General features: G+C 39.5%; 31 protein-coding genes. 26 read left to right on the forward strand and 5 right to left on the reverse strand.

Annotated features, from left to right (window positions below):
• Positions 1 to 100 precede the first annotated feature (100 nt).
• Positions 101 to 292 (forward strand): hypothetical protein, encoded by a 192-nt coding sequence (locus tag DWW10_RS20660; protein ID WP_118487253.1) that lies wholly within the window; start codon positions 101 to 103, stop codon positions 290 to 292.
• An 18-nt stretch (positions 293 to 310) separates the two neighbouring features.
• Here the strand turns inward: DWW10_RS20660 and DWW10_RS20665 are convergent, their stop codons facing one another.
• Positions 311 to 766 carry a hypothetical protein gene (locus tag DWW10_RS20665; protein WP_147350481.1) on the reverse strand — a complete coding sequence of 152 codons (456 nt, stop codon included), beginning with the start codon at positions 764 to 766 and terminating at the stop codon, positions 311 to 313.
• 140 nt (positions 767 to 906) lie between these two features.
• Positions 907 to 1,680 carry a LexA family transcriptional regulator gene (locus DWW10_RS20670; RefSeq protein ID WP_182021492.1) on the reverse strand — a complete coding sequence of 258 codons (774 nt, stop codon included), beginning with the start codon at positions 1,678 to 1,680 and terminating at the stop codon, positions 907 to 909.
• 395 nt (positions 1,681 to 2,075) lie between these two features.
• Between DWW10_RS20670 and DWW10_RS26505 the strand changes: the two genes are divergently transcribed.
• The gene (locus DWW10_RS26505) at positions 2,076 to 2,801 is read left to right on the forward strand and encodes a phage antirepressor KilAC domain-containing protein (RefSeq protein WP_118487259.1); all 726 of its coding nucleotides are present in this window, start codon (positions 2,076 to 2,078) and stop codon (positions 2,799 to 2,801) included.
• Positions 2,802 to 2,803: 2 nt separating this feature from the next.
• The gene (locus DWW10_RS20680; RefSeq protein WP_118487261.1) at positions 2,804 to 3,019 is read left to right on the forward strand and encodes a hypothetical protein; all 216 of its coding nucleotides are present in this window, start codon (positions 2,804 to 2,806) and stop codon (positions 3,017 to 3,019) included.
• Here DWW10_RS20680 and DWW10_RS26130 read toward each other — a convergent pair.
• Complete coding sequence (locus DWW10_RS26130) at positions 3,010 to 3,207, reverse strand: hypothetical protein (protein WP_182021494.1); 198 nt, start codon at positions 3,205 to 3,207, stop codon at positions 3,010 to 3,012. The genes DWW10_RS20680 and DWW10_RS26130 overlap by 10 nt on opposite strands.
• A gap of 32 nt (positions 3,208 to 3,239) precedes the next feature.
• On the opposite strand from DWW10_RS26130, the gene DWW10_RS20690 reads away from it, so the two are divergent.
• The 18 genes from DWW10_RS20690 (at position 3,240) to DWW10_RS20780 (ending at position 12,021) form a co-directional block, all read left to right on the forward strand.
• Entirely contained in the window at positions 3,240 to 3,593 is a 354-nt protein-coding gene (locus DWW10_RS20690; protein WP_118487265.1) for a hypothetical protein, read from the forward strand.
• The gene (locus DWW10_RS20695) at positions 3,580 to 3,981 is read left to right on the forward strand and encodes a recombination protein NinG (RefSeq protein ID WP_118487267.1); all 402 of its coding nucleotides are present in this window, start codon (positions 3,580 to 3,582) and stop codon (positions 3,979 to 3,981) included. The genes DWW10_RS20690 and DWW10_RS20695 overlap by 14 nt, the downstream gene beginning before the upstream one ends.
• A 159-nt stretch (positions 3,982 to 4,140) precedes the next feature.
• On the forward strand, positions 4,141 to 4,587 hold the full coding sequence (locus tag DWW10_RS20700) for a DUF4494 domain-containing protein (protein ID WP_118487269.1): 447 nt from the start codon (positions 4,141 to 4,143) through the stop codon (positions 4,585 to 4,587).
• A 7-nt stretch (positions 4,588 to 4,594) separates the two neighbouring features.
• Entirely contained in the window at positions 4,595 to 5,536 is a 942-nt protein-coding gene (locus DWW10_RS20705; protein WP_118487271.1) for a hypothetical protein, read from the forward strand.
• A 202-nt stretch (positions 5,537 to 5,738) separates the two neighbouring features.
• Complete coding sequence (locus tag DWW10_RS20710; protein WP_118487273.1) at positions 5,739 to 6,017, forward strand: DUF3127 domain-containing protein; 279 nt, start codon at positions 5,739 to 5,741, stop codon at positions 6,015 to 6,017.
• A gap of 232 nt (positions 6,018 to 6,249) precedes the next feature.
• Positions 6,250 to 6,450 (forward strand): hypothetical protein, encoded by a 201-nt coding sequence (locus DWW10_RS20720; protein ID WP_118487277.1) that lies wholly within the window; start codon positions 6,250 to 6,252, stop codon positions 6,448 to 6,450.
• Between the two features lie 8 nt (positions 6,451 to 6,458).
• Positions 6,459 to 6,908, forward strand: coding sequence for a PcfK-like family protein (locus DWW10_RS20725; protein ID WP_118487279.1), 450 nt, complete (start codon positions 6,459 to 6,461; stop codon positions 6,906 to 6,908).
• A gap of 2 nt (positions 6,909 to 6,910) precedes the next feature.
• A complete protein-coding gene (locus DWW10_RS20730) occupies positions 6,911 to 8,260 on the forward strand; it encodes a PcfJ domain-containing protein (protein ID WP_118487281.1) in 1,350 nt (449 codons plus the stop codon).
• On the forward strand, positions 8,257 to 8,493 hold the full coding sequence (locus tag DWW10_RS25920; RefSeq protein WP_147350482.1) for a hypothetical protein: 237 nt from the start codon (positions 8,257 to 8,259) through the stop codon (positions 8,491 to 8,493). Before DWW10_RS20730 ends, DWW10_RS25920 begins: the two co-directional genes overlap by 4 nt.
• Before the next feature lie 51 nt (positions 8,494 to 8,544).
• Positions 8,545 to 8,844 carry a hypothetical protein gene (locus tag DWW10_RS20735; protein ID WP_118487283.1) on the forward strand — a complete coding sequence of 100 codons (300 nt, stop codon included), beginning with the start codon at positions 8,545 to 8,547 and terminating at the stop codon, positions 8,842 to 8,844.
• Entirely contained in the window at positions 8,841 to 9,134 is a 294-nt protein-coding gene (locus DWW10_RS20740; RefSeq protein WP_118487285.1) for a hypothetical protein, read from the forward strand. Before DWW10_RS20735 ends, DWW10_RS20740 begins: the two co-directional genes overlap by 4 nt.
• A 31-nt stretch (positions 9,135 to 9,165) precedes the next feature.
• Positions 9,166 to 9,336, forward strand: coding sequence for a hypothetical protein (locus DWW10_RS26135; RefSeq protein ID WP_165361049.1), 171 nt, complete (start codon positions 9,166 to 9,168; stop codon positions 9,334 to 9,336).
• Positions 9,337 to 9,830: 494 nt separating this feature from the next.
• A complete protein-coding gene (locus DWW10_RS20755) occupies positions 9,831 to 10,019 on the forward strand; it encodes a hypothetical protein (RefSeq protein ID WP_118487291.1) in 189 nt (62 codons plus the stop codon).
• Between the two features lie 115 nt (positions 10,020 to 10,134).
• Entirely contained in the window at positions 10,135 to 11,025 is an 891-nt protein-coding gene (locus DWW10_RS20760) for a site-specific integrase (RefSeq protein WP_259320511.1), read from the forward strand.
• A gap of 20 nt (positions 11,026 to 11,045) precedes the next feature.
• Complete coding sequence (locus tag DWW10_RS20765) at positions 11,046 to 11,276, forward strand: hypothetical protein (RefSeq protein WP_118487295.1); 231 nt, start codon at positions 11,046 to 11,048, stop codon at positions 11,274 to 11,276.
• Positions 11,276 to 11,461: a ribbon-helix-helix domain-containing protein gene (locus DWW10_RS20770; protein WP_118487297.1), complete on the forward strand. Its 186-nt coding sequence runs from the start codon at positions 11,276 to 11,278 to the stop codon at positions 11,459 to 11,461. Before DWW10_RS20765 ends, DWW10_RS20770 begins: the two co-directional genes overlap by 1 nt.
• Positions 11,436 to 11,765 carry a hypothetical protein gene (locus DWW10_RS20775; protein ID WP_118487299.1) on the forward strand — a complete coding sequence of 110 codons (330 nt, stop codon included), beginning with the start codon at positions 11,436 to 11,438 and terminating at the stop codon, positions 11,763 to 11,765. The genes DWW10_RS20770 and DWW10_RS20775 overlap by 26 nt, the downstream gene beginning before the upstream one ends.
• Positions 11,719 to 12,021 (forward strand): HNH endonuclease signature motif containing protein, encoded by a 303-nt coding sequence (locus tag DWW10_RS20780; RefSeq protein WP_118487300.1) that lies wholly within the window; start codon positions 11,719 to 11,721, stop codon positions 12,019 to 12,021. The genes DWW10_RS20775 and DWW10_RS20780 overlap by 47 nt, the downstream gene beginning before the upstream one ends.
• Here DWW10_RS20780 and DWW10_RS20785 read toward each other — a convergent pair.
• Together DWW10_RS20785 and DWW10_RS20790 are read right to left on the reverse strand one after the other, a co-directional pair.
• Positions 12,016 to 12,423 (reverse strand): hypothetical protein, encoded by a 408-nt coding sequence (locus DWW10_RS20785; RefSeq protein WP_118487302.1) that lies wholly within the window; start codon positions 12,421 to 12,423, stop codon positions 12,016 to 12,018. The two genes, DWW10_RS20780 and DWW10_RS20785, sit on opposite strands and share 6 nt — an antisense overlap.
• Positions 12,424 to 12,469: 46 nt before the next feature.
• A complete protein-coding gene (locus DWW10_RS20790; protein WP_259320512.1) occupies positions 12,470 to 12,814 on the reverse strand; it encodes a hypothetical protein in 345 nt (114 codons plus the stop codon).
• A 325-nt stretch (positions 12,815 to 13,139) separates the two neighbouring features.
• Between DWW10_RS20790 and DWW10_RS20795 the strand changes: the two genes are divergently transcribed.
• The 5 genes from DWW10_RS20795 to DWW10_RS20815 are packed head-to-tail and all read left to right on the forward strand — an operon-like array spanning position 13,140 to position 18,282.
• Positions 13,140 to 13,523, forward strand: a complete 384-nt coding sequence (locus DWW10_RS20795) for a phage terminase small subunit P27 family (RefSeq protein ID WP_118487354.1) — start codon at positions 13,140 to 13,142, stop codon at positions 13,521 to 13,523.
• Positions 13,520 to 15,142, forward strand: a complete 1,623-nt coding sequence (locus DWW10_RS20800) for a terminase large subunit (protein ID WP_118487306.1) — start codon at positions 13,520 to 13,522, stop codon at positions 15,140 to 15,142. Before DWW10_RS20795 ends, DWW10_RS20800 begins: the two co-directional genes overlap by 4 nt.
• 1 nt (position 15,143) lies before the next feature.
• Positions 15,144 to 16,436 carry a phage portal protein gene (locus DWW10_RS20805; RefSeq protein WP_259320513.1) on the forward strand — a complete coding sequence of 431 codons (1,293 nt, stop codon included), beginning with the start codon at positions 15,144 to 15,146 and terminating at the stop codon, positions 16,434 to 16,436.
• Positions 16,437 to 16,447: 11 nt separating this feature from the next.
• Complete coding sequence (locus tag DWW10_RS20810; protein WP_118487308.1) at positions 16,448 to 17,041, forward strand: HK97 family phage prohead protease; 594 nt, start codon at positions 16,448 to 16,450, stop codon at positions 17,039 to 17,041.
• 5 nt (positions 17,042 to 17,046) lie between these two features.
• Positions 17,047 to 18,282: a phage major capsid protein gene (locus DWW10_RS20815; RefSeq protein WP_118487310.1), complete on the forward strand. Its 1,236-nt coding sequence runs from the start codon at positions 17,047 to 17,049 to the stop codon at positions 18,280 to 18,282.

Consider the following 18,282-nt stretch of genomic DNA (forward strand, 5'->3'; position numbering starts at 1 on the left):
CAGACTAGTAATTGCGAATATAACAGGTGCATAAACGGATAATCAGACTGTTTTATTTTCCATATATAAATTGTACTTTTGTAAAAAACATTATTAGATTATGAAAATTTTACTTGAAACAGGCTGGAGTGATTATATTCCTGGTGGAGTAATCTTTGGGAATCCATCTTTGCATGAGAAAACTCCAGAGGAGAAAGAACTTGAGCAGGGTTTCATCATTGAGATGGCTAAAGATTTCATTAACCATAACCCGGAGAAAGAAAATGAATTTATTTCTGTCATATCCAAATAGGGTTAATAATCACATTAGTTATTCTATTCTGAAATCGTAAATCACCATATCATATGGAGTAGGTCTGTTATAAATGAAACCGTATTCTCCTTTAGGTAAAGGATTAGTTAGTTCTATTTTATAGGCATTATCCTCTGGCATAGAAATGATGTTGTAATCTATTATATCGTCTTTAAATGGCTTAAAATTTGTGCCATAAAAATACTTTTCCTTTGCAAGTCTTATTGCTCTTCCACGTCTCATATTGAAGATGGGTACTAGTATGAAATCTTCTGGTGATTCTGCATATATGAATGGGTAATTCTTTATCAAGGCCACCATGCTTTTTACAGATAGAGTCGTACTATCCCTATCGCTTGGTAGATAGAAAAAGAATTCAGGTTTATCTGTATGTAGTGCAATATCAGCAGTGTCTTTCTCTATATAAACAGTTATTATGGGCTTTTCAAAATTAAATAAATAACTGAGATTCATATTTTTATCAGCTATCAGAGATGGTGAGATTTGTTCGAATATCCTAGAACTATTTCGGGTGTATAAGCCGAAACGAAATTCTTGTGCCTCACTGAGGGTTGCTTGAATAGCTATGATTAATATTAGTAGTGTTTTCTGCATTATAATCTTACTAAACCAACAACTAAACTCATTGAATAAATCTCACTCTTATCTATCGAGAAATCCGGATATTCCGGATTGTATGATACACAACGTATCTTCTCACCATCCTCATATGCTCTTTTAATCAGGATACCTTGTGCGGTATCAAGTACATGTACCTTACCCCATTGGATAAAAGATGTACTATCTATACGTTTGCAGGCAACTTCATCCCCTCCTTCGTATTTTGGTTCCATGCTATCTCCTTTTATGATAATGGTAAAGTCATATTCAGGGAAAATATTGATTCGGGGTATATGTTCACACTGATCTGCTGTAATACCATTCATCGCATTAGTCAGGGAGCCGGCTGCGGCAGTATAGGGAATACGTGGGCGAGTCTCTGTTTTTATTTTTGTATTTACTGATAATAAATCTGTTTGCTCTCTTAATACACTTTTTACCTTTTCAATAGAGCACCCTAATTGTTTAGAAATAATTTCTGCCTTTTCATAATTGGTACCTTCAAGACTGTTGTATAGTTGTTCTATATCATACCTTAATTCTTGTTCAAGGCTAACTTCCATAGAAATATCAAAGTCTTCATTTCTATCCCAGATGATTGGCTCTCCGCCCTCTTTTAACCATTTCTTATTAACGCCAGTAACTCTTGCTATTACCTCAAGTTTAGAATCGTCTGGTTTAACTTTGTCCTTTAGCCAATTTGATACACTTGATTTAGAAAAACCGCATTCTTTTGCTAATCGGTAGTTGGTCCAATTTAGTTCCATTAGTACCCTCATTAGACGTGATGAAAATGTATCCATTTAGTAATATGTATTATAAAAAGTTAAATATAGTTCAATATTGAACTGTATTCATTGAATGGTTCAATATTGAACTATATTTGCATTCGTAAAACGTCACTAAGCTCACAGACGGATATAAAAAGGGCTGTTAGAGAAGCGTCCCTAATTCCTATCGTCGTATGTTTGATCGCTTGCAAAGATAGGCAGTCCTTTTCAATTATCCAATCAAAGCTGAATGTTTTACGACACAATTAGCGGTTATGTAGGAGTTTCCGCGGTACAGAAAACATTTAGAAAGCTCATCCCCAGTAATAGACAAACTCCTACAATCGGTCTATGAAAAGGATGAGCTTTTCTCTTAGGAGGAGAAAAAGGATATGGGAAATCTTGAATTGATTAAAGAAACGATGAGTTCAATTGAAATTGCAGAACTCACAGGCAAGCCTCACAATGATATAATGAAGGCTATTCGAGTAATGGAACCTGCATGGGAGAAAGTACAACAGGGAAAATTTTCCCTAATGTTCAAAATCAGAGAGTTACCTAACGGTGGGCATAAAGAAGAGCCTTATTACGAACTTACAAAGACCGAATGCCTCTATGTTGCTACTAAGTTTAATGACGAGGCCCGGGCAAAATTGATTCTTCGTTGGGAACAATTAGAAAAAGAAAGGCGGAATGGAAATTTTCAGGTTCCCAGCTCCTTCAAAGAAGCACTTCTTCTTGCTGCCCACCAACAAGAGGAAATAGAAAATCAGCAAAAGCAGATTGAAGCAAATAAACCTAAGGTTCTGTTCGCTGAGGCTGTCTCGACTTCCCAGCGTTGTTGCCTGGTGTCTGAACTTGCAAAAATCATCCCTCAAAATGGGGTAACCATAGGACAGAATCGATTGTTCGCATGGATGCGCAAGAATGGCTATCTCTGCAATAAAGGACAGTGCTACAACCAGCCCACACAGAAAGCTATGGAATTAGGACTGTTCGAAATCAAAAAGACAACAATAACTAAACCTGACGGTGACATCATTGTAACTACTACAAGCAAAGTTACTGGGAAAGGCCAAATATACTTTGTAAATAAATTCATTGGAAAGGAGGACTAATCATGGATAGACTACAAGAAATAATGAAAGCTGCCGAAAAGGTAACATTTAACAAAAACCAGGCTTCTATTCTCGTTGGTGGCCGGAGACGATTAGAACGTCTTGCTGGAGAGGGAAAAATCAGTTATGTAAGAATTGAAGATGGACGCTTCGGACGTTGGGAATGTAGGGGTTCGGATGTATTACGATTTACAGTTAACAAAGAGAATCAGGCATGAACAAGACCAGCAAATATATCATTCATGCAATTCTTATTGCCATTGTAGTTGTAGGATGTATTTATTCCGGCAGGGTTGAATATACCGATGATATTCTTTCCGGTATGAGCTTTGAAAAGTACCAATACATCCATGATCGTATCGCACCGGCTTCCCGGTACGAAGTAGCTCGGGAGTATATGAGGCATCAAGAATTTTATGATTCAAAAATATATTAGCCATGAAAATGAAACTGATAGATTACAAGATACCGGCAGAATGTAGCCGTGTGTCAATTGAAGCTATTGATAACAAGTTGCTTATCATATTTGAGCCTGAACATTATGGCGATTTTCACTGCGACCTGACGGATCATGTAGAAGAAGTTCCTCGTATTGGAGATACCGCCATCTTATGGAATGACGAAGAACGTAAATGTGCTATCATCGCTCGCCTGTCAGACGAAAACTCAAGTGATTTAACTGACGAGCATCCTTATCAGGCGGCCAACAGTGTTTGGTATCAGAATGCCATACGTTTCCGTAGCGAAGATCAATATCGGCAAATAACAGGTATTTCTTATGGCAAAAAGTAAATTGAAAAATCGCCTCGATGTGGTATTTGCCAAGTATATCCGCCTTCGGGATGTGATGCCGAACGGAATGTTCAGGTGTATCTCCTGTGGTAATATCCTGCCTTTTGACGAATCCGATTGCGGGCATTACATCAACCGCCAGCACATGGCTACAAGATTCAGCGAAAAAAATTGCAATGCCCAATGCCGGAAATGTAACCGATTTGATGAAGGCAACATTCAGGGGTATCGACGTGGATTGATTGCCAAGTACGGAGAAGCTACTGTATCGATGCTTGAAGCGATGAAGACTCAAATTAATAAGATCTCCGACTTTGAATATCAGACAATGATAGATCATTATCGGAAAGAGGTTAAGCGCCTAAAGACAGAAAAACAAATCAAATAACATGGAGCTATGCAAAACGGACATACAAGGATTAGAGCGCCTTCTCCGCCAATGCTCAGAAAGGATTGAGAAGTATGCACCTAAGACATCTCCTGATCAGGACTTATGTCGTCGGTGCAAGAAGTTTATAAAGAAGTTGAACAATAAAAAGAAATAGTCATGTCAATGCACACATGGTTTATATGTAAGATTCGTTACGAAAAAGTAATGGAGAACGGAATGAATAAGAAAGTGACGGAGCCTTATCTGGTGGACGCGCTCAGCTTTACGGAAGCAGAAGCACGTATTATTGAGGAAATGACACCGTTTATTTCAGGAGAGTTTACGGTATCGGACATCAAACGTGCTAACTATAGCGAATTATTCCCAAGCGAAGAAGAAGCAGCTGACCGTTGGTTCAAGTGCAAACTAATTTTCATTACCCTGGATGATAAAAGCGGTGCCGAAAAGAAAACATCAACCTATGTACTTGTACAAGGCGCCTCAACAGAGGATGCAACGACTAAGTTACATGAAGGGATGAAAGGTACAATGGCGGAATACCGCATAGGGTCGGTTGTTGAAACTCCTATCATTGATGTATATCCTTATACAAGTGATAAATAGGTAGTTTATGTTCGATAAGCTGATAATAAAGGCAACTATTGACACTGCCGATATTGACACTATCGTTCTTCGCAACTATCTGGAGCAATGTACAGAAGGTGATGAGGTCTATTATAAGTCAACGGCATACGCCAACTTCGACGGTTGTTTTATTGAGGTCAGGGGAAGTAAGCTGCGCTGTAAATGTTCTATCTGCAAGTTATGGAGTAAGGGGCGTACCGGAAAACTGGATAATTCTCGTCCAATGACTTTTGCGATGGCAGTCCGGACAATCAAAGAGCTTCTGTTAAGACTTTCTGTAAAGCCGGAAAACGCTGTAGTTACCTACTACGAAATCGGTATTACAATGAAAATGAAACTGCCAGCGGATGAGTATATAAAGCAGGTCCGGGAAGCATCCGGTCGGATATTATGGAATGATGCCAACTTTCCCGAATCCAAACAGAAGACAACGGAGAAAAGCAAATATTTCCGTAAGGTGCTAAAGATTTATGATAAGACCTTCGAAGCCGGAGAAAAGGGGCGCCGGGTTGGTGCTAATATATTGCGTATCGAAACGATATACAAACATCAGTCCATCCCTTTGACCGAACTAACTGATAATTCCTTCTTATCCAAAGTTGGTCGCATTTTCTACAAGGATTGGTCAGAGATAAACTTTGTAAGAGAGTTGTCCGCTACGAAAGGTGTAAAGATGTCCCAACTTGACAAAGCGCGTGAGATACAGCGTATAGGAGTGACGCGCTACAAGGAACGGTACAAGAAGATGTATCTGAATGGTGAGCTTACTAAGAAACAATGGGAAACGATCCGCAATTTCGCTCGCATCTGGCCAACAGAGCGGGTGAAGTACGTGGAAGAAATAGGCGAATTAGAGCGTGAATTTAAAGAACGTCTTTTAGCGAGTTATCAGGTTGGGATATTTACACCGATTCGAATAAAAAGATAATCGTTTGATAACCAATAAATTACACAAGAATTAAAAAGCACCTTATGGTGCGCGTGTAATTATTTGATAATAAGAGATATACGCTTTTAAAACAGCACTTTTAACGATATACGGCAACTTGTCCTATACAGCCCGAAGGGTTGTCGGGAACCGACATGGAAGGGCTGAAAAATAAAAATTATAACAATAAAAATATTAGTTTATGAATTGTGAAGCCGAAGGCAAAATATTAGTGGCATTGCCAACCACCAATGGACAAACGAAGACAGGAAAAGACTGGCAGAAGAAAGAGTTTGTTTTGGAAACTATAGAACGTTTCCCTCTCAGGATGAGATTCTCTATGCTCAGTTTCGATGGTCCTGTAGAAGATGCTCCATCAGTCGATGAAAAGGTAAGGGTACGGTTTACTGTAGAAGCACGTGAAATCAACGGTAAATGGTACAACGATGTGAAGGCTTATCAAATAGAGAAGCTTAGTTAGAATTTGATATGCAGCGTCCCCCGAAGAAATATATCGTTCAGATAGATAATTTTCGGTTAGCCGAATTTATCTTCTACTGGATGTATTACGATCAACCTTGCTCTTTACTTTTTCAGAAACCAAGAACAGAAGGATTAACCGCTGTAAAGTTGATAGTAGATAATGACGAGGCAGCTAACTTCTTACTCAGGGCAAAAGAGAAAACGGGATGCAAATTATACACTGTAGATCAATGAAAGTAACAATCTACTGGGATCTTAGGAATGTTGACCTGAAGGACATTCCAAGAATTAAGAAGAAGATACGGGAAAAGTTTAATATACCTGAATACACTACGGTTAACGGAGAGACCTCTTGTAGCATCAAAGATGAGGATATGGAACTTCTCAGGGAAACCGAACGCAGGGGATATATACAGATAAGAAATAAATAAAAGTTGCTATGAGTAAACAAGAATCAATAAAGGACATCATCAAGTCATATCTTGATGAGCGTGCCCGGACAGACGAATTATTTGCAAAGTCTTATGCAAAGAAGAATAAAAGCATCGATGAATGTTGTACCTATATTTTTGGCGAAGCCCTCAAAAATAGTACTGCTTTTGCATCCAATGCGCAAGGCTGCATGATGGATAATGATGTAGTCTACGGAATGGCAGTCCATTACTATGATGAGGATGATATCAAAGTTAATAAGCTGCCGTCAAACGTTAGAACTTCTGCTTCTACTACAACACCAGCCAAGCCGGTTAAGTTAACCGAGGAAGACGAGAAAAAAGCCCGTGAGGAAGCGATTAAACGCCTGACCGAAGAACAATATGCTATGCTAAAGAAAAAGCCGTCACGGTCAAAGAAAGAGGTTACAGAGGTAGAACAAATGAGTTTATTCTAATTATGAAACCGAGAACCAAATTACAGAAAACAGTTTCGGAGCTTAGCAACAAGTTATCTGAAATAACTAATGCACACAAACGCTGGGCAACAGAACATCTGTTTGCTCATGAAGCGTATAAATGCAAGAATGAATTGTGGTGTTCTGATTGTGGTGGAGCCTGGATAGACACAAACAACAGCGAGTTGGGTGCTATCATTTTAGGAGATAGTACCGAATGTCCATATTGCCATCATAAGCTAAAGGTAAAGGTAAGCCGGAAGAAGAAAAGTACAGACGAAGTGTATATGTCTATTCTGCAAGTTGTGGGCGGATTCCAAGTGATAAGGCATGTATTATGCTGTAAATGTGCCTATAAAAAAACGGCCTACACTACCATTTCTTCTCATATTCGTTACTCTTTTTTTGAAACCGTTCAGGAATGGATCACAGCGGATGGAAAGCGTACTGTCATGGCCAAACCGATGAATATGGGTGGTAACGGATGGATATATTCAAGTCCTTTAAGCATAAAGGATGAATATGGTAGTAATGGCTATTATCATTACGGAGATATCTATGCGATTTATGGGTACTTATACTCCAAAGTAGAGTTGATATCCGAATTAAAGAAACGAGGTATTAGCAGAAAATTTCCAGATGTTAATCCGTCAAGACTCATATGTTCTCTTTTAAAAGGAGATAACGATGCAGAGCTTTGCCTAAAGACAGGACAGATGTCAATGCTTAAACACATGTTCAAAGAAGGATATTACCAACTCCGCTATAAGCCTTCCTTTAATATCTGCAACAGGAATCATTATATTATCAAAGACGCCTCTATGTGGAATGATTATGTCGGCTTGCTATTGTACTTTCACAAGGATGTGCGTAATGCCCATTATGTTTGTCCCAAGGACCTGAAGACTGAACACGATTTACTTGTGAACAAAAAGAGGGATATTGAGACCAGACAGAGAAGAGAACAGGAGCGGATGGAGAAGATTCGTCATGAAAAAGAGCGCAAGGAAAATATCGCCCGGTTTTATAAAAAAATGGAGAAGTTCTTTGGCTTAAAGATTACGGACGGGAGCATCACTATCCGTCCGTTGGAAAGTGTGACTCAGTTCTACCAGGAGGGTAAAGCAATGCACCATTGCGTATATACGAACGAATATTACAAGCTTAGTGATAGTCTTATCTTGTCGGCCCGTATTGGGGAAAAACGTATTGAGACAATAGAGGTATCATTGAAGACTTTTGAGATCGTTCAGTCTCGCGGTACTTGTAACAAAAATACTGAGTACCATGAACGAATAATTTCTCTTGTGAAAAAGAACATCGGTTTAATCCGTAAAAAGATGGCATCATGATAGTACTCGGAAGTGACGGTCTGCCTGTTGGCAGAAGGAAGAACAACTACATGAACATCGATGGAGTATTACATAAGCGTTGCACCCATTGCGGGAAATACTTCCGTCTGAAATATTTTTATCCCTTGAAGTATCGACGTAATGGAGAAATACATGAGTCTCTACAATCATGGTGTAAGTTCTGCATGGTGGCAGGATGTTGCAAGAGAGCGAAAGAAAAGAGGGAAATATAAAGAATCAGATGGCCTCGTAAATCGCGAAGTCATCTTCAAAACTAATAAGATATGAAACGATTTAAAGTTGGTGATAAAATCCATTTTGATGGTGAACGAAACGCATATACTGTCCGCGCTTGTGATTCAAGGTATCTTATATGTACCAAACCGTTCAATCCTAAAAAGACTGTATTATATACCATTGTCGATTTACAGGAGAAAGTACGTGGTACGGAGAATTTAGTCTTTGGGATGGGCTTTGAAACGGACGAACATTGTCAAGAAGCGTTGCAGCGTCTCCAATCCGGGGAAACAGAGATTAGTTATCGAAATAGAGTTGGACTTAAATTCAAAATTATAAAGAAATGAGTAAAAAAGAAAATTTAGTAAAATGGAAAACGGTTGAAACAACTACCCCCATCTTTCCTGATGGTGCAATCTTTATAAAAGAAGATACATCTATTGAGTTCCCTTTGGCTGTTGTAGCTTTTCCATTTGGGGGGCATGCGAATGGAACGAAAAAACAACGAGAGACAGCCAAGTTAATAGCGGCTGCTCCTGAATTATTAAAAGCGTGCCAAGAAGCACTAAAATATGTCTGCGTAGATGAACCTGCCTATGATGTATTATGTGATGCAATTAAAAAGGCTACTGAATAACCCTCAAAACAATATAGAAAGGAACAAGAATATGGCAAGAACAATTTATGAAAATATTGGTGTTGAATTCGTTTTGGAGGAAGTAGATGAATATGAAGCAAAAATCAAGGTTAATGACAAAACTCTGATTTATATATCCAGAGAACAAGAAACTGAATTTGAGGAAGAACTTAAAAAGTTATTCGACAAATATAGAATTTAATTTATAACGGTACAGAAAGGAATAAAAGTGATTAGTGTTTGGTGATAAGTGATTAGCGCCATTCGGTATATTATTTTTTAGACGCGGATGACACAGATAACGCGGATTTAAAAGGCTGCGCTATAAAAGTGGATAAAAAAAAGATCCGTGTCATCTGCGTCTAAAAGATTATTTATCATTTAGTTCATAACCGAAAAAAATGAAGCTAAAAGACATAGTAAGCCAATTGGCTAATCGAATAAACCAACCTCATGTAATAGAGTGCTATTTACGGAAAGTATATGCGAAAGGTTACGAAAATGGGAGAAAAGAATCCCCATGGCATGAAGTCAGTGAGGAGCCGAAGAAAGGTGAGCATATATGTGTGCAAGTTGGTAGCGGGCACTTAACGTCATGGTTTGCTACATCTAATATCAGAAAAGATTTAGAGGAATATAATGCTATCAGATGGGCGTATGTTTCTGATTTAATCAAATCAAGATAAGTGAATAAGTATGAATCAGGAGCAAGTGTGCGGTGAATGTAAGCTGTTTGCCAATGAAGACTCATTCGGCAATGGATGGTGCGAATTCTATCAGAAGAAGGCTTTCTGTGAGAATGTGGCCTGTGAAGATGGAATAGAGATAATAGAGGGAAAGCTTTCCCTTGATACGGAAGATGATAATAGTAACCTTTTAAAATGATATAGTCAAAGCATTACAAGTATTTTCCCCGGTCCCAGCTCGCCCAGCGAGAAAGGACTACATTAACCACTTCCGCCAAGAGAAACCACTTGAAGGAATCTACTTCACCGGTTTCATGCACGAAGTACTTGAAAAGCGATCCAGACGCAAGTCTGCAAACTATGCAGTAGTCTATGATGCCATCATGAAGCATATCGACCAATTCTCTGAGTTGTACGATTGCGACATTTTCACCAATTCGATTACTGAGGAATTTCTGGATGATTTCATAATCTACTTGGAGAACCAGAATTTAAGGCATAATACAATTGTTGGGTATATCTTAAAGATACAGTCTATGGTACGAAAAGCAAGCCAATACAATTACGCAGTAGATTCAACCTATGATGAGATTGATATGCGCCTGGAGGAGACAAACGAGGTGTTCCTTTCGATGAATGAGATCACAAGGATCTATTATTATAAGTTTACTAAGCAAGATAAAAGAAAGGCTAAGGAACGTATTAGAGACTTGTTCGTAGTTGGATGTCTTACAGCCTTAAGGTACTCTGATTATTCAACGCTTACTAAAGACAACCTTCAAAATGGATACATAGTAAAGCGCACGAAGAAAACCAATGTAGACGTAAAGGTGCCGGTTCATGATTATGTGAAAGAAATCTTTGCGAAGTACAGCGGGAATATACCAAGTGAACTTTGCATTCAGTACTTTAATAAGTACTTGAAGATTATCATGCGAGAAATTGGATTAAACGATAAGATTACATTCTCCTATACCCAAGGCGGAAAACTGGTAACTGTTACCAGTGAAAAATGGGAATTGATAAGCAGTCATACAGCTCGCCGATCAGCAGCAACGAATATGTACCTTACCGGTCGGATGAAGACCTTAGAGATAATGAAACTCACCGGCCATCGAACCGAACAGAACTTCTTCCGATACATTCGCCTAACAGGAGAAGACACCGCACGTTCTATCAGTGGTGATATGTTTTTCAGAAAGTAATAACTAATAAAAAAATAAAGATGCAGAATAAAAGGGATAAGAAACGTAAAGGTCCGGTAGAAGAAAGTAAGCCGGATACTACTAAGAATATAGAAAACCTTGACGAAATCATTGCCAGGCAACGGGAAAGAGAAAAGAATCTCTGTCCCGTCCGGGTGTCAGGTACAACCGTGATCTATGTCACAAAGAGTAAAGCCACCCGGCAATATGCGGAAGAGTATAAACGTGATAAATTGATGAGGCTTAAATAATGAAGAAGAAAAGAATATCAATCCGATTTGATGACCGTACACTAATGCTATTAGAAGAATTATCCGGTAAGACAAGTGCTAAAGTCTCCGTAGTTGTTCGTTCATTAGTGATGAAAGGGCTTAACGACATAGTGGACGATGCAGGAAATTTAAAACTTGATGAGAAACCGATACAAGAACAGTAAGTATTATCCGGTTATTGCTGGAAGCATAGCCCGCAATTATGATAAACTGCGGGCCTTATGCTTCCGACAGGTAACTGGGTATTTTGATTCCCGAAGCCATGAAGATATCTTTCAGGACACAGTTCTGTACGTTATTCAAGATGAAGAATCCTTGAAATGTACTACTGATGAAGATCTGGTAAAACATTTTCTTCATCGCTACCGGATGATAGAGTTTCAGACAATAAGAGATGCCCAACAACTAAAGAAAATACCCTATGCCGACTATATACAAGCCAAAGAAGAAACAGCCGAAAGACAATAGCCAATACAATGCCGAGCGACGGAAGATATATAACTCTGAACGCTGGCGCCGGTTGCGTGCGTGGAAATTGGCATGTAATCCACTATGTGAACTATGCTTGAAAGAAAATAAAACGGTGCCGGCTGAAGACATTCACCATATCATTTCATTTATGAGCACGGATGATCCACAGCAACGGTTATTCCTTGCCTATGATTATGACAACCTGATGAGTCTTTGTAAGCAATGTCATCAAAAGATCCACAACAAATTATAGACTATCCAGATGTTCCCTGAAATCCCGGTTCAATTCATACGTCAGGAAATAATAAAAGAACGTTGCCCGCATAGGTTTGGACAGCTCACGTTTACCAGACATGATAAGGCTCAAAGAAGAACGATCAATAGCTAATTGCTTTATTAGATCATTCCTCTTTATGCCAAACTCCTGCATCTTACTTTCTATCCATTCAACTGTAATATCATCTACATTCAAAGAATACGCCACCGGGATAATCTTTGAATCTGGATACAGTTCTTTCCCCCGTTCAATGAGCTGCTTTTGGTTCAGTATATACCCGTTGATCAGCCTTGCCTGAGTAACTTTTACCGTACCGTCTTCCAATGGTTCAATATCTATCCCCATTCTTCTGTAACCATTAATAAATTCTTTTTCCATACTATTTCTATTTTAGAAAAGAAAGAAAAAGCAAGGGGCGAACCCCTTACTTAATTCTAATCTCTTTTACGTTTGTCATATCGTAGATTGCAAGTTGATTGTTTTTCTTTGCGAACTCTATCGCCTTGTCAATCTCCGAGTTTTTAAAGACCTTTACGCTGTCGAAGTAGTAACGTTCGCTTTCGGTATCGAACCATCCGCCAACCGTCTTACTATGTTCTAAAGCATGATTAATAACTCCGTTTAAACTCTCTTTTCCGAAACTGTTTTGCGTTTCTTGATACGCCACTGAAATTCCGTACTTAACAGGTTTCATTGTCTCAATGTTAAGAGTAAAACCATCAGGATTGATTAGTGAGTATTCCCAAACTCCATCGATTAATTGTTTCATAATGTCAAATGATTTAAAGCCCCTTGCTTTAACTGTTACAAAGATAATGCATTTATTTGCTTTACGCAAACTTTTAACAAATAATGTTTGCTTTACGCAAATAAATAGGGATTTCCCTATTTTATCTTTTCCGTGGAACAAAGTGTTAAAATCTCGTGGAACATCAGGGAGGGGATAGGGGTATTTTTTTTCAGGGTTTTGACTTCCGAAACCTCGCCCAACCCTTCTTCACACGCACGCCACTTTTTCAAATTTTGAATTTGTTAATTTATTAACACTGTTTCTGTCCGACAATAAAATGGTTAGTCAGAAAAATCTAATCAATATGGTAAAGTTTAATATGCCCGATGGATTATCGGAAGAAACGCAGAAATTTATGCGGGATGTAGTCAAGGAACTAAATAAAAGAAAGATTATACAAAGCATTGATTTGGGAGCACTCCGAATGCTCGCTACCAGTTACGAGATGTATTTACAGGCTACGGATATTTTGCTTGCTGATGGTCCTGTTGTTATGATCAAATATGAAAGGGCCGCCAATCCCGCACAGAATATTGCGACTAAAAATTATGCCCAGGTGATGAAGATCATGACAGAGTATGGCCTGACCATTAAAAGCAGGGGAAATATCAAGGAAATGAAATCAGATAAGGAAGAAGAATCTCCATTGGACAAGTTTATCAAAAAGGCTCCGGGGAAAAAGAGATGAAAGGCTATTATCAATATGCTGCTGATGTACGCGACGGTAAAGTAGTAGTGGGTGAATTTATTAAGCTGGCCGTAGAACGTTTCTATTCCTTATTTGACCGTGATGATATCGAATTCCGTGAAGAATGTGCGGATTACGCTATTGAATTTATTGCCTTACTTCGCCATTATACGGGACGTCATGCCGGCATGTCTTTCGAATTATTGCCATGGCAGAAGTTTGCAGTAGCCAGCATTTACGGATTTTATAAGAAGGATGAGGATGGAACTTGGTGCCGACTAATTTCCTTTGTGTACATAGAGATGGCCCGTAAAAATGGCAAGTCCGCTTTTGCTGCTGCTCTTTGTCTCTATCATCTTATTGCTGATGGGGAATCCGCGGCCGAAGTATATTTGGCTGCCAACTCCAAAGACCAAGCTAAGGTCAGTTTCAAGATGTGTCGCAACTTTGTGTCCGGACTCGATCCAAAGCATAAATATCTGGACTCCTTTCGCGACCAGATCAATTTCGATAAGACTCTATCTTTTCTAAAAGTTCTGGCTGCTGATTCATCCAAGCTGGACGGTCCGAATCCTTCCATGTTCTTGCTTGACGAGTATCACGCCGCAAAGAATTCAGGTCTAAAGGATGTATTACAGTCCGGACAGGGTATGCGGGATGATCCAATGGGCGTTATAATTACTACAGCAGGCTTTGATAAGTTAGGGCCATGCTATCAATTCAGGGATATGTGTACAGAAATTCTGAAAGGGCTAAAAGAAGACGATACCATATTCGCATTGATATATTCGTTGGATGAAGGGGATGACTGGAAAAATGAAAAGAACTGGGCCAAAAGCAATCCGAACCTTGGAGTAACTGTCAAGGCAAAGTATTTGCGAGAACAGGTGCAAAAGGCTGTAAACTCACCATCTGAGGAAGTAGGTATCAAAACAAAAAATATCAATATGTGGTGTGATGCCGAGACGGTTTGGATACCTGAACACTATATCTTGAATTCATCTGCCAACATTGATTTTAATGACTTCATAAACAGGGATTGCTACATGGGTATTGACTTATCAAGTACCAGTGACTTAACCTGCGCTGCGTTCATGTTCCCAACTGAAGAAAAGTATTATTTCAAGGTTAAATACTACCTGCCGGAAGTCGCGCTTCAAGAGAAGCGTTTCAAGGAACTTTATGGGGAATGGCGCAGGCAGGGATTGATAACAATCACTCCGGGAAACGTGACGGACTATGACTATATCCTCAATGACATTATGGATATCCGGGATAAGGTCTATATCCAAAAGATTGCTTACGATAGCTGGAATGCCACTCAATTTACCATTAATGCCGAAGAAAAAGGGTTGCCTATGGAACCTTTTAGCCAGGCTCTCGGGAATTTTAACCGACCTACCAAAGAGATGGAGCGTCTTCTGCTTTCCGGGAAAGCCGTGATAGATAATAATGTGATAAATCGGCATTGCTTCCGCAATGTAGTAATGGCCAGGGACAGAAATGGCAACACCAAGCCATCTAAGCAGTTTGAAGAAAAGAAGATAGATGGTGTCATCGGTATGCTGGAAGCTTTGGGCGGATATCTGACATCACCGCGCTACGGAGAATTTTATTAAAATGTCCGACACTTTTTTGGTTGGTGTAGAAAAGTGTGATATGAATATATTCGGATACAATTTTGAAATTAGGAAAGCAAGTAAAAAGGAAATATCAGCAATACCTGCACATAATTTTCCAGGTGGATACAAACATTTGCTTTCCAGTCGTAGTAAGCCAATGTTATTGTCAACTGTTTACCGTTGTGTAGACCTGATATCAGATAGTGTTGCCGTGTTGCCGCTAAAGACCTATAGTCTTGACAAGGATGGTTTTAAAACAGACTTTAAAACACATCCAGCCTATTACCTCCTTAATCTTGAGCCTAACGAAGATATGACGAGATTTGTATTCTTCAAAACTTTAATGGCTTCTGTGCTTTTGGAAGGTAATGGGTTTGCGTATATTGAGCGCAGCAGCTATCTGGAACCATTGCAGCTTATATATCTTCCTAAAAGTCAAGTTTCCATTGTTTGGGTTACTGACAAAAATGGCATTCTAAGAAAGCGATATCAGGTTGTTGGTTTTAAGGAACTTGTGGAACCTCGTGATATGATTCATGTACTAAATTTCTCTTATGACGGAATTTATGGGGTATCTACCTTGACTCATGCCGCACAGTCTGTAAATATAGCAACTAAATCAGAGGAGCACGCCGATGGCTTCTTTGATAGTGGTGGTGGTATCTCAGGTATTTTGACTGTAGAAAATAAGCGATTGGATGATCCGCAAAAGGAGCAAATGTATAAGACTTGGGATAAACGCATAGCAAAAAGACCTAACGGAATTGCTATATTGGAAGGAAACATGAAATACCAGCCTATTTCTATATCACCAAAAGACAGCCAACTTCTTGAAAGTCGGCAATTTAATGTCGTGGATATTTGTCGTTTTTTCTCCGTATCTCCGGTGAAAGCCTTTGATCTGAGCAAATCGAGTTATTCTACCGTTGAGGCGACACAACTCCAATATCTGACAGATACCGCACTGGCTGTAATAACCAAAATAGAACTGGAAATCAATCGCAAGGTATTTCTTCCATCTGAACGAGGCAGTGTGGTTGCAGAGTTTGATACATCTGCCATTCTTCGCACAGATAAAGCGGCACAGGCGGCTTATTGGAAAGACATGTTCTATGTTGGTGGAGCTACACCGAATGTTATTCGCAGGGAAAATAATCTTCCTCGCGATCCCAACGGAGATAAATCCTTCGTGCCTGTCAATGTGCAAACTTTAGATAATGCGGTCAAGGAAATTTCTACAAATAATGAAGAAAATTTTAAAGTGTCCGACAATTCTGTGGTTAGTGTGTAAAAGCTAAGATTATGGATGAAAAAAGAGAAATTAGAAACACTGCCTTTCAGGTACAGGTAACCGGAGAAGAAGAGGAAAAACGTACAGTTGAGGGCTACGCCTTACTGTTTGGGATATCTTCTGACGGCTTATCCTTTGAAGAAGTGATTGATCGTGGGGCTTTGGACGGAGTCATTGAAAAAAGTGATGTGTTTGCATTGTTGAATCATAATCAGAGTCGGGGAATACTTGCCCGGTGTACGAATGGGAACGGATCACTAAGTTTATCTGTCGACAGTAAGGGACTTAAGTATCGTTTTGAGGCACCTAAGACAGCACTTGGAGATGAATTGCTGGAAAATATCCGCCGGGGCGAGATCAGTGTGAGCTCCTTCTGCTTTGATGTGGAAAAGGACACTTGGGAAAAGAAAAGAGACGGTGTATGGAAGCGGACAGTCTCTAAGATAGGGAATCTATACGACATTGCTCCTGTATACAATGCCGCATATAGCAAGACTTCGGTGTATATGCGTGGTAAGGAACAGGCTGAGGCTGAATTTGCCCGCCAAAACAACGAAAATTTGGAAGAGTATTACTCAAATATAGAAAAATCATTAAACATCTAAATGTTATGGCAAAAGAAAAAAGTATTACCGAATTGAAGGATGAGAAGAAACAGCTTTCTGCTCGTTCAAAAGAAATTATTACTGCTGCAAGAGGTGAAAAACGTCAGTTCACTACAGAAGAAAATGAGGAACTGGGTACAGCCCAAACACGTATGGCAGAAATCAACCTTGAAATAGAAGAACGTGAAGCTTTGAATCGCCAGCCCGCCGTTAGGGTTATCTCTGGAACAGAAAAATTCTCTTTCCGTCGTGCTTTGGCTAATCTGGTAACTGGACAAAGACAGCATGAGTCGGATGCTTCAATTATTTCCGCAACGACAGAATTCCATAACAATTGTGGAATAGAAAGAGCTGCGGCGAATTCAATAGTTCTTCCTGTTGAATCACGTGCGCCGCTGACGGCAACTGTAGAATCTCCTAAAGGTGTCGTGATCGATCAAGAACAGCAAGAGATGTTGCTTCCTTTGCAATCAAATCTCGTGTTAGCTAAAGCAGGGGCAAGATTCATGACGGGCTTGAAAGGCGATATTTATTGGCCAACGTATAGTGGTTCCAATGTTTTCTGGGAAGGTGAAAACACGAAAGCTAAAGATGGTGCCGGAGAACTTGATAAGAATGACGCTTTCAAGCCTAAACGCTTGACTGCCTATGTGGACTTTTCCGAACAGTTGCTTATTCAAGAAAACGCCGATGTAGAAGGATTGGTACGTCAGACTCTTGCAATAGCCATTGCACAAAAAGTAGAACAGACTGCGTTCGGCAAACATGCACATGATGAAAAGATTCCTGACGGATTATTTCAGGAAGTTCCGAAAATCAGCGGTACAATGGACTGGGGAAAGGTTGTCGAGCTTGAAACTAATGCTGATGTGAATAATGCCCTCATAGGGAATCTGGCATATATCATGCATCCTTCTTTAATTGGTAAAGCCAAAACAAAAGTGAAGGACCAATCAGGAGCCGGTGGCTTTATTTTCACAGGAAACGGAGACGGCTTGTTGAACGGGTACAAGGCTTTAAGAACGAATAATATGCCAAAAGAATTACAGGATTCTGCTGATGAGTTCGGTATCGTTTTCGGTAATTGGTATGACTATTTTATTGGCCAATGGGGAGGTCTCGAAGTAAGAGTCGATCCTTATACTCTTATGCTCGATGGATATGTGCGCTTAATGATCCGTTCCTTCTGGAATATGGGCATGATTCGTCCGGAATCATTCTCTATTGCATCATTGAAATAA

The organism is Bacteroides intestinalis (genome assembly GCF_003464595.1).
Lineage (GTDB): Bacteria > Bacteroidota > Bacteroidia > Bacteroidales > Bacteroidaceae > Bacteroides > Bacteroides intestinalis_A.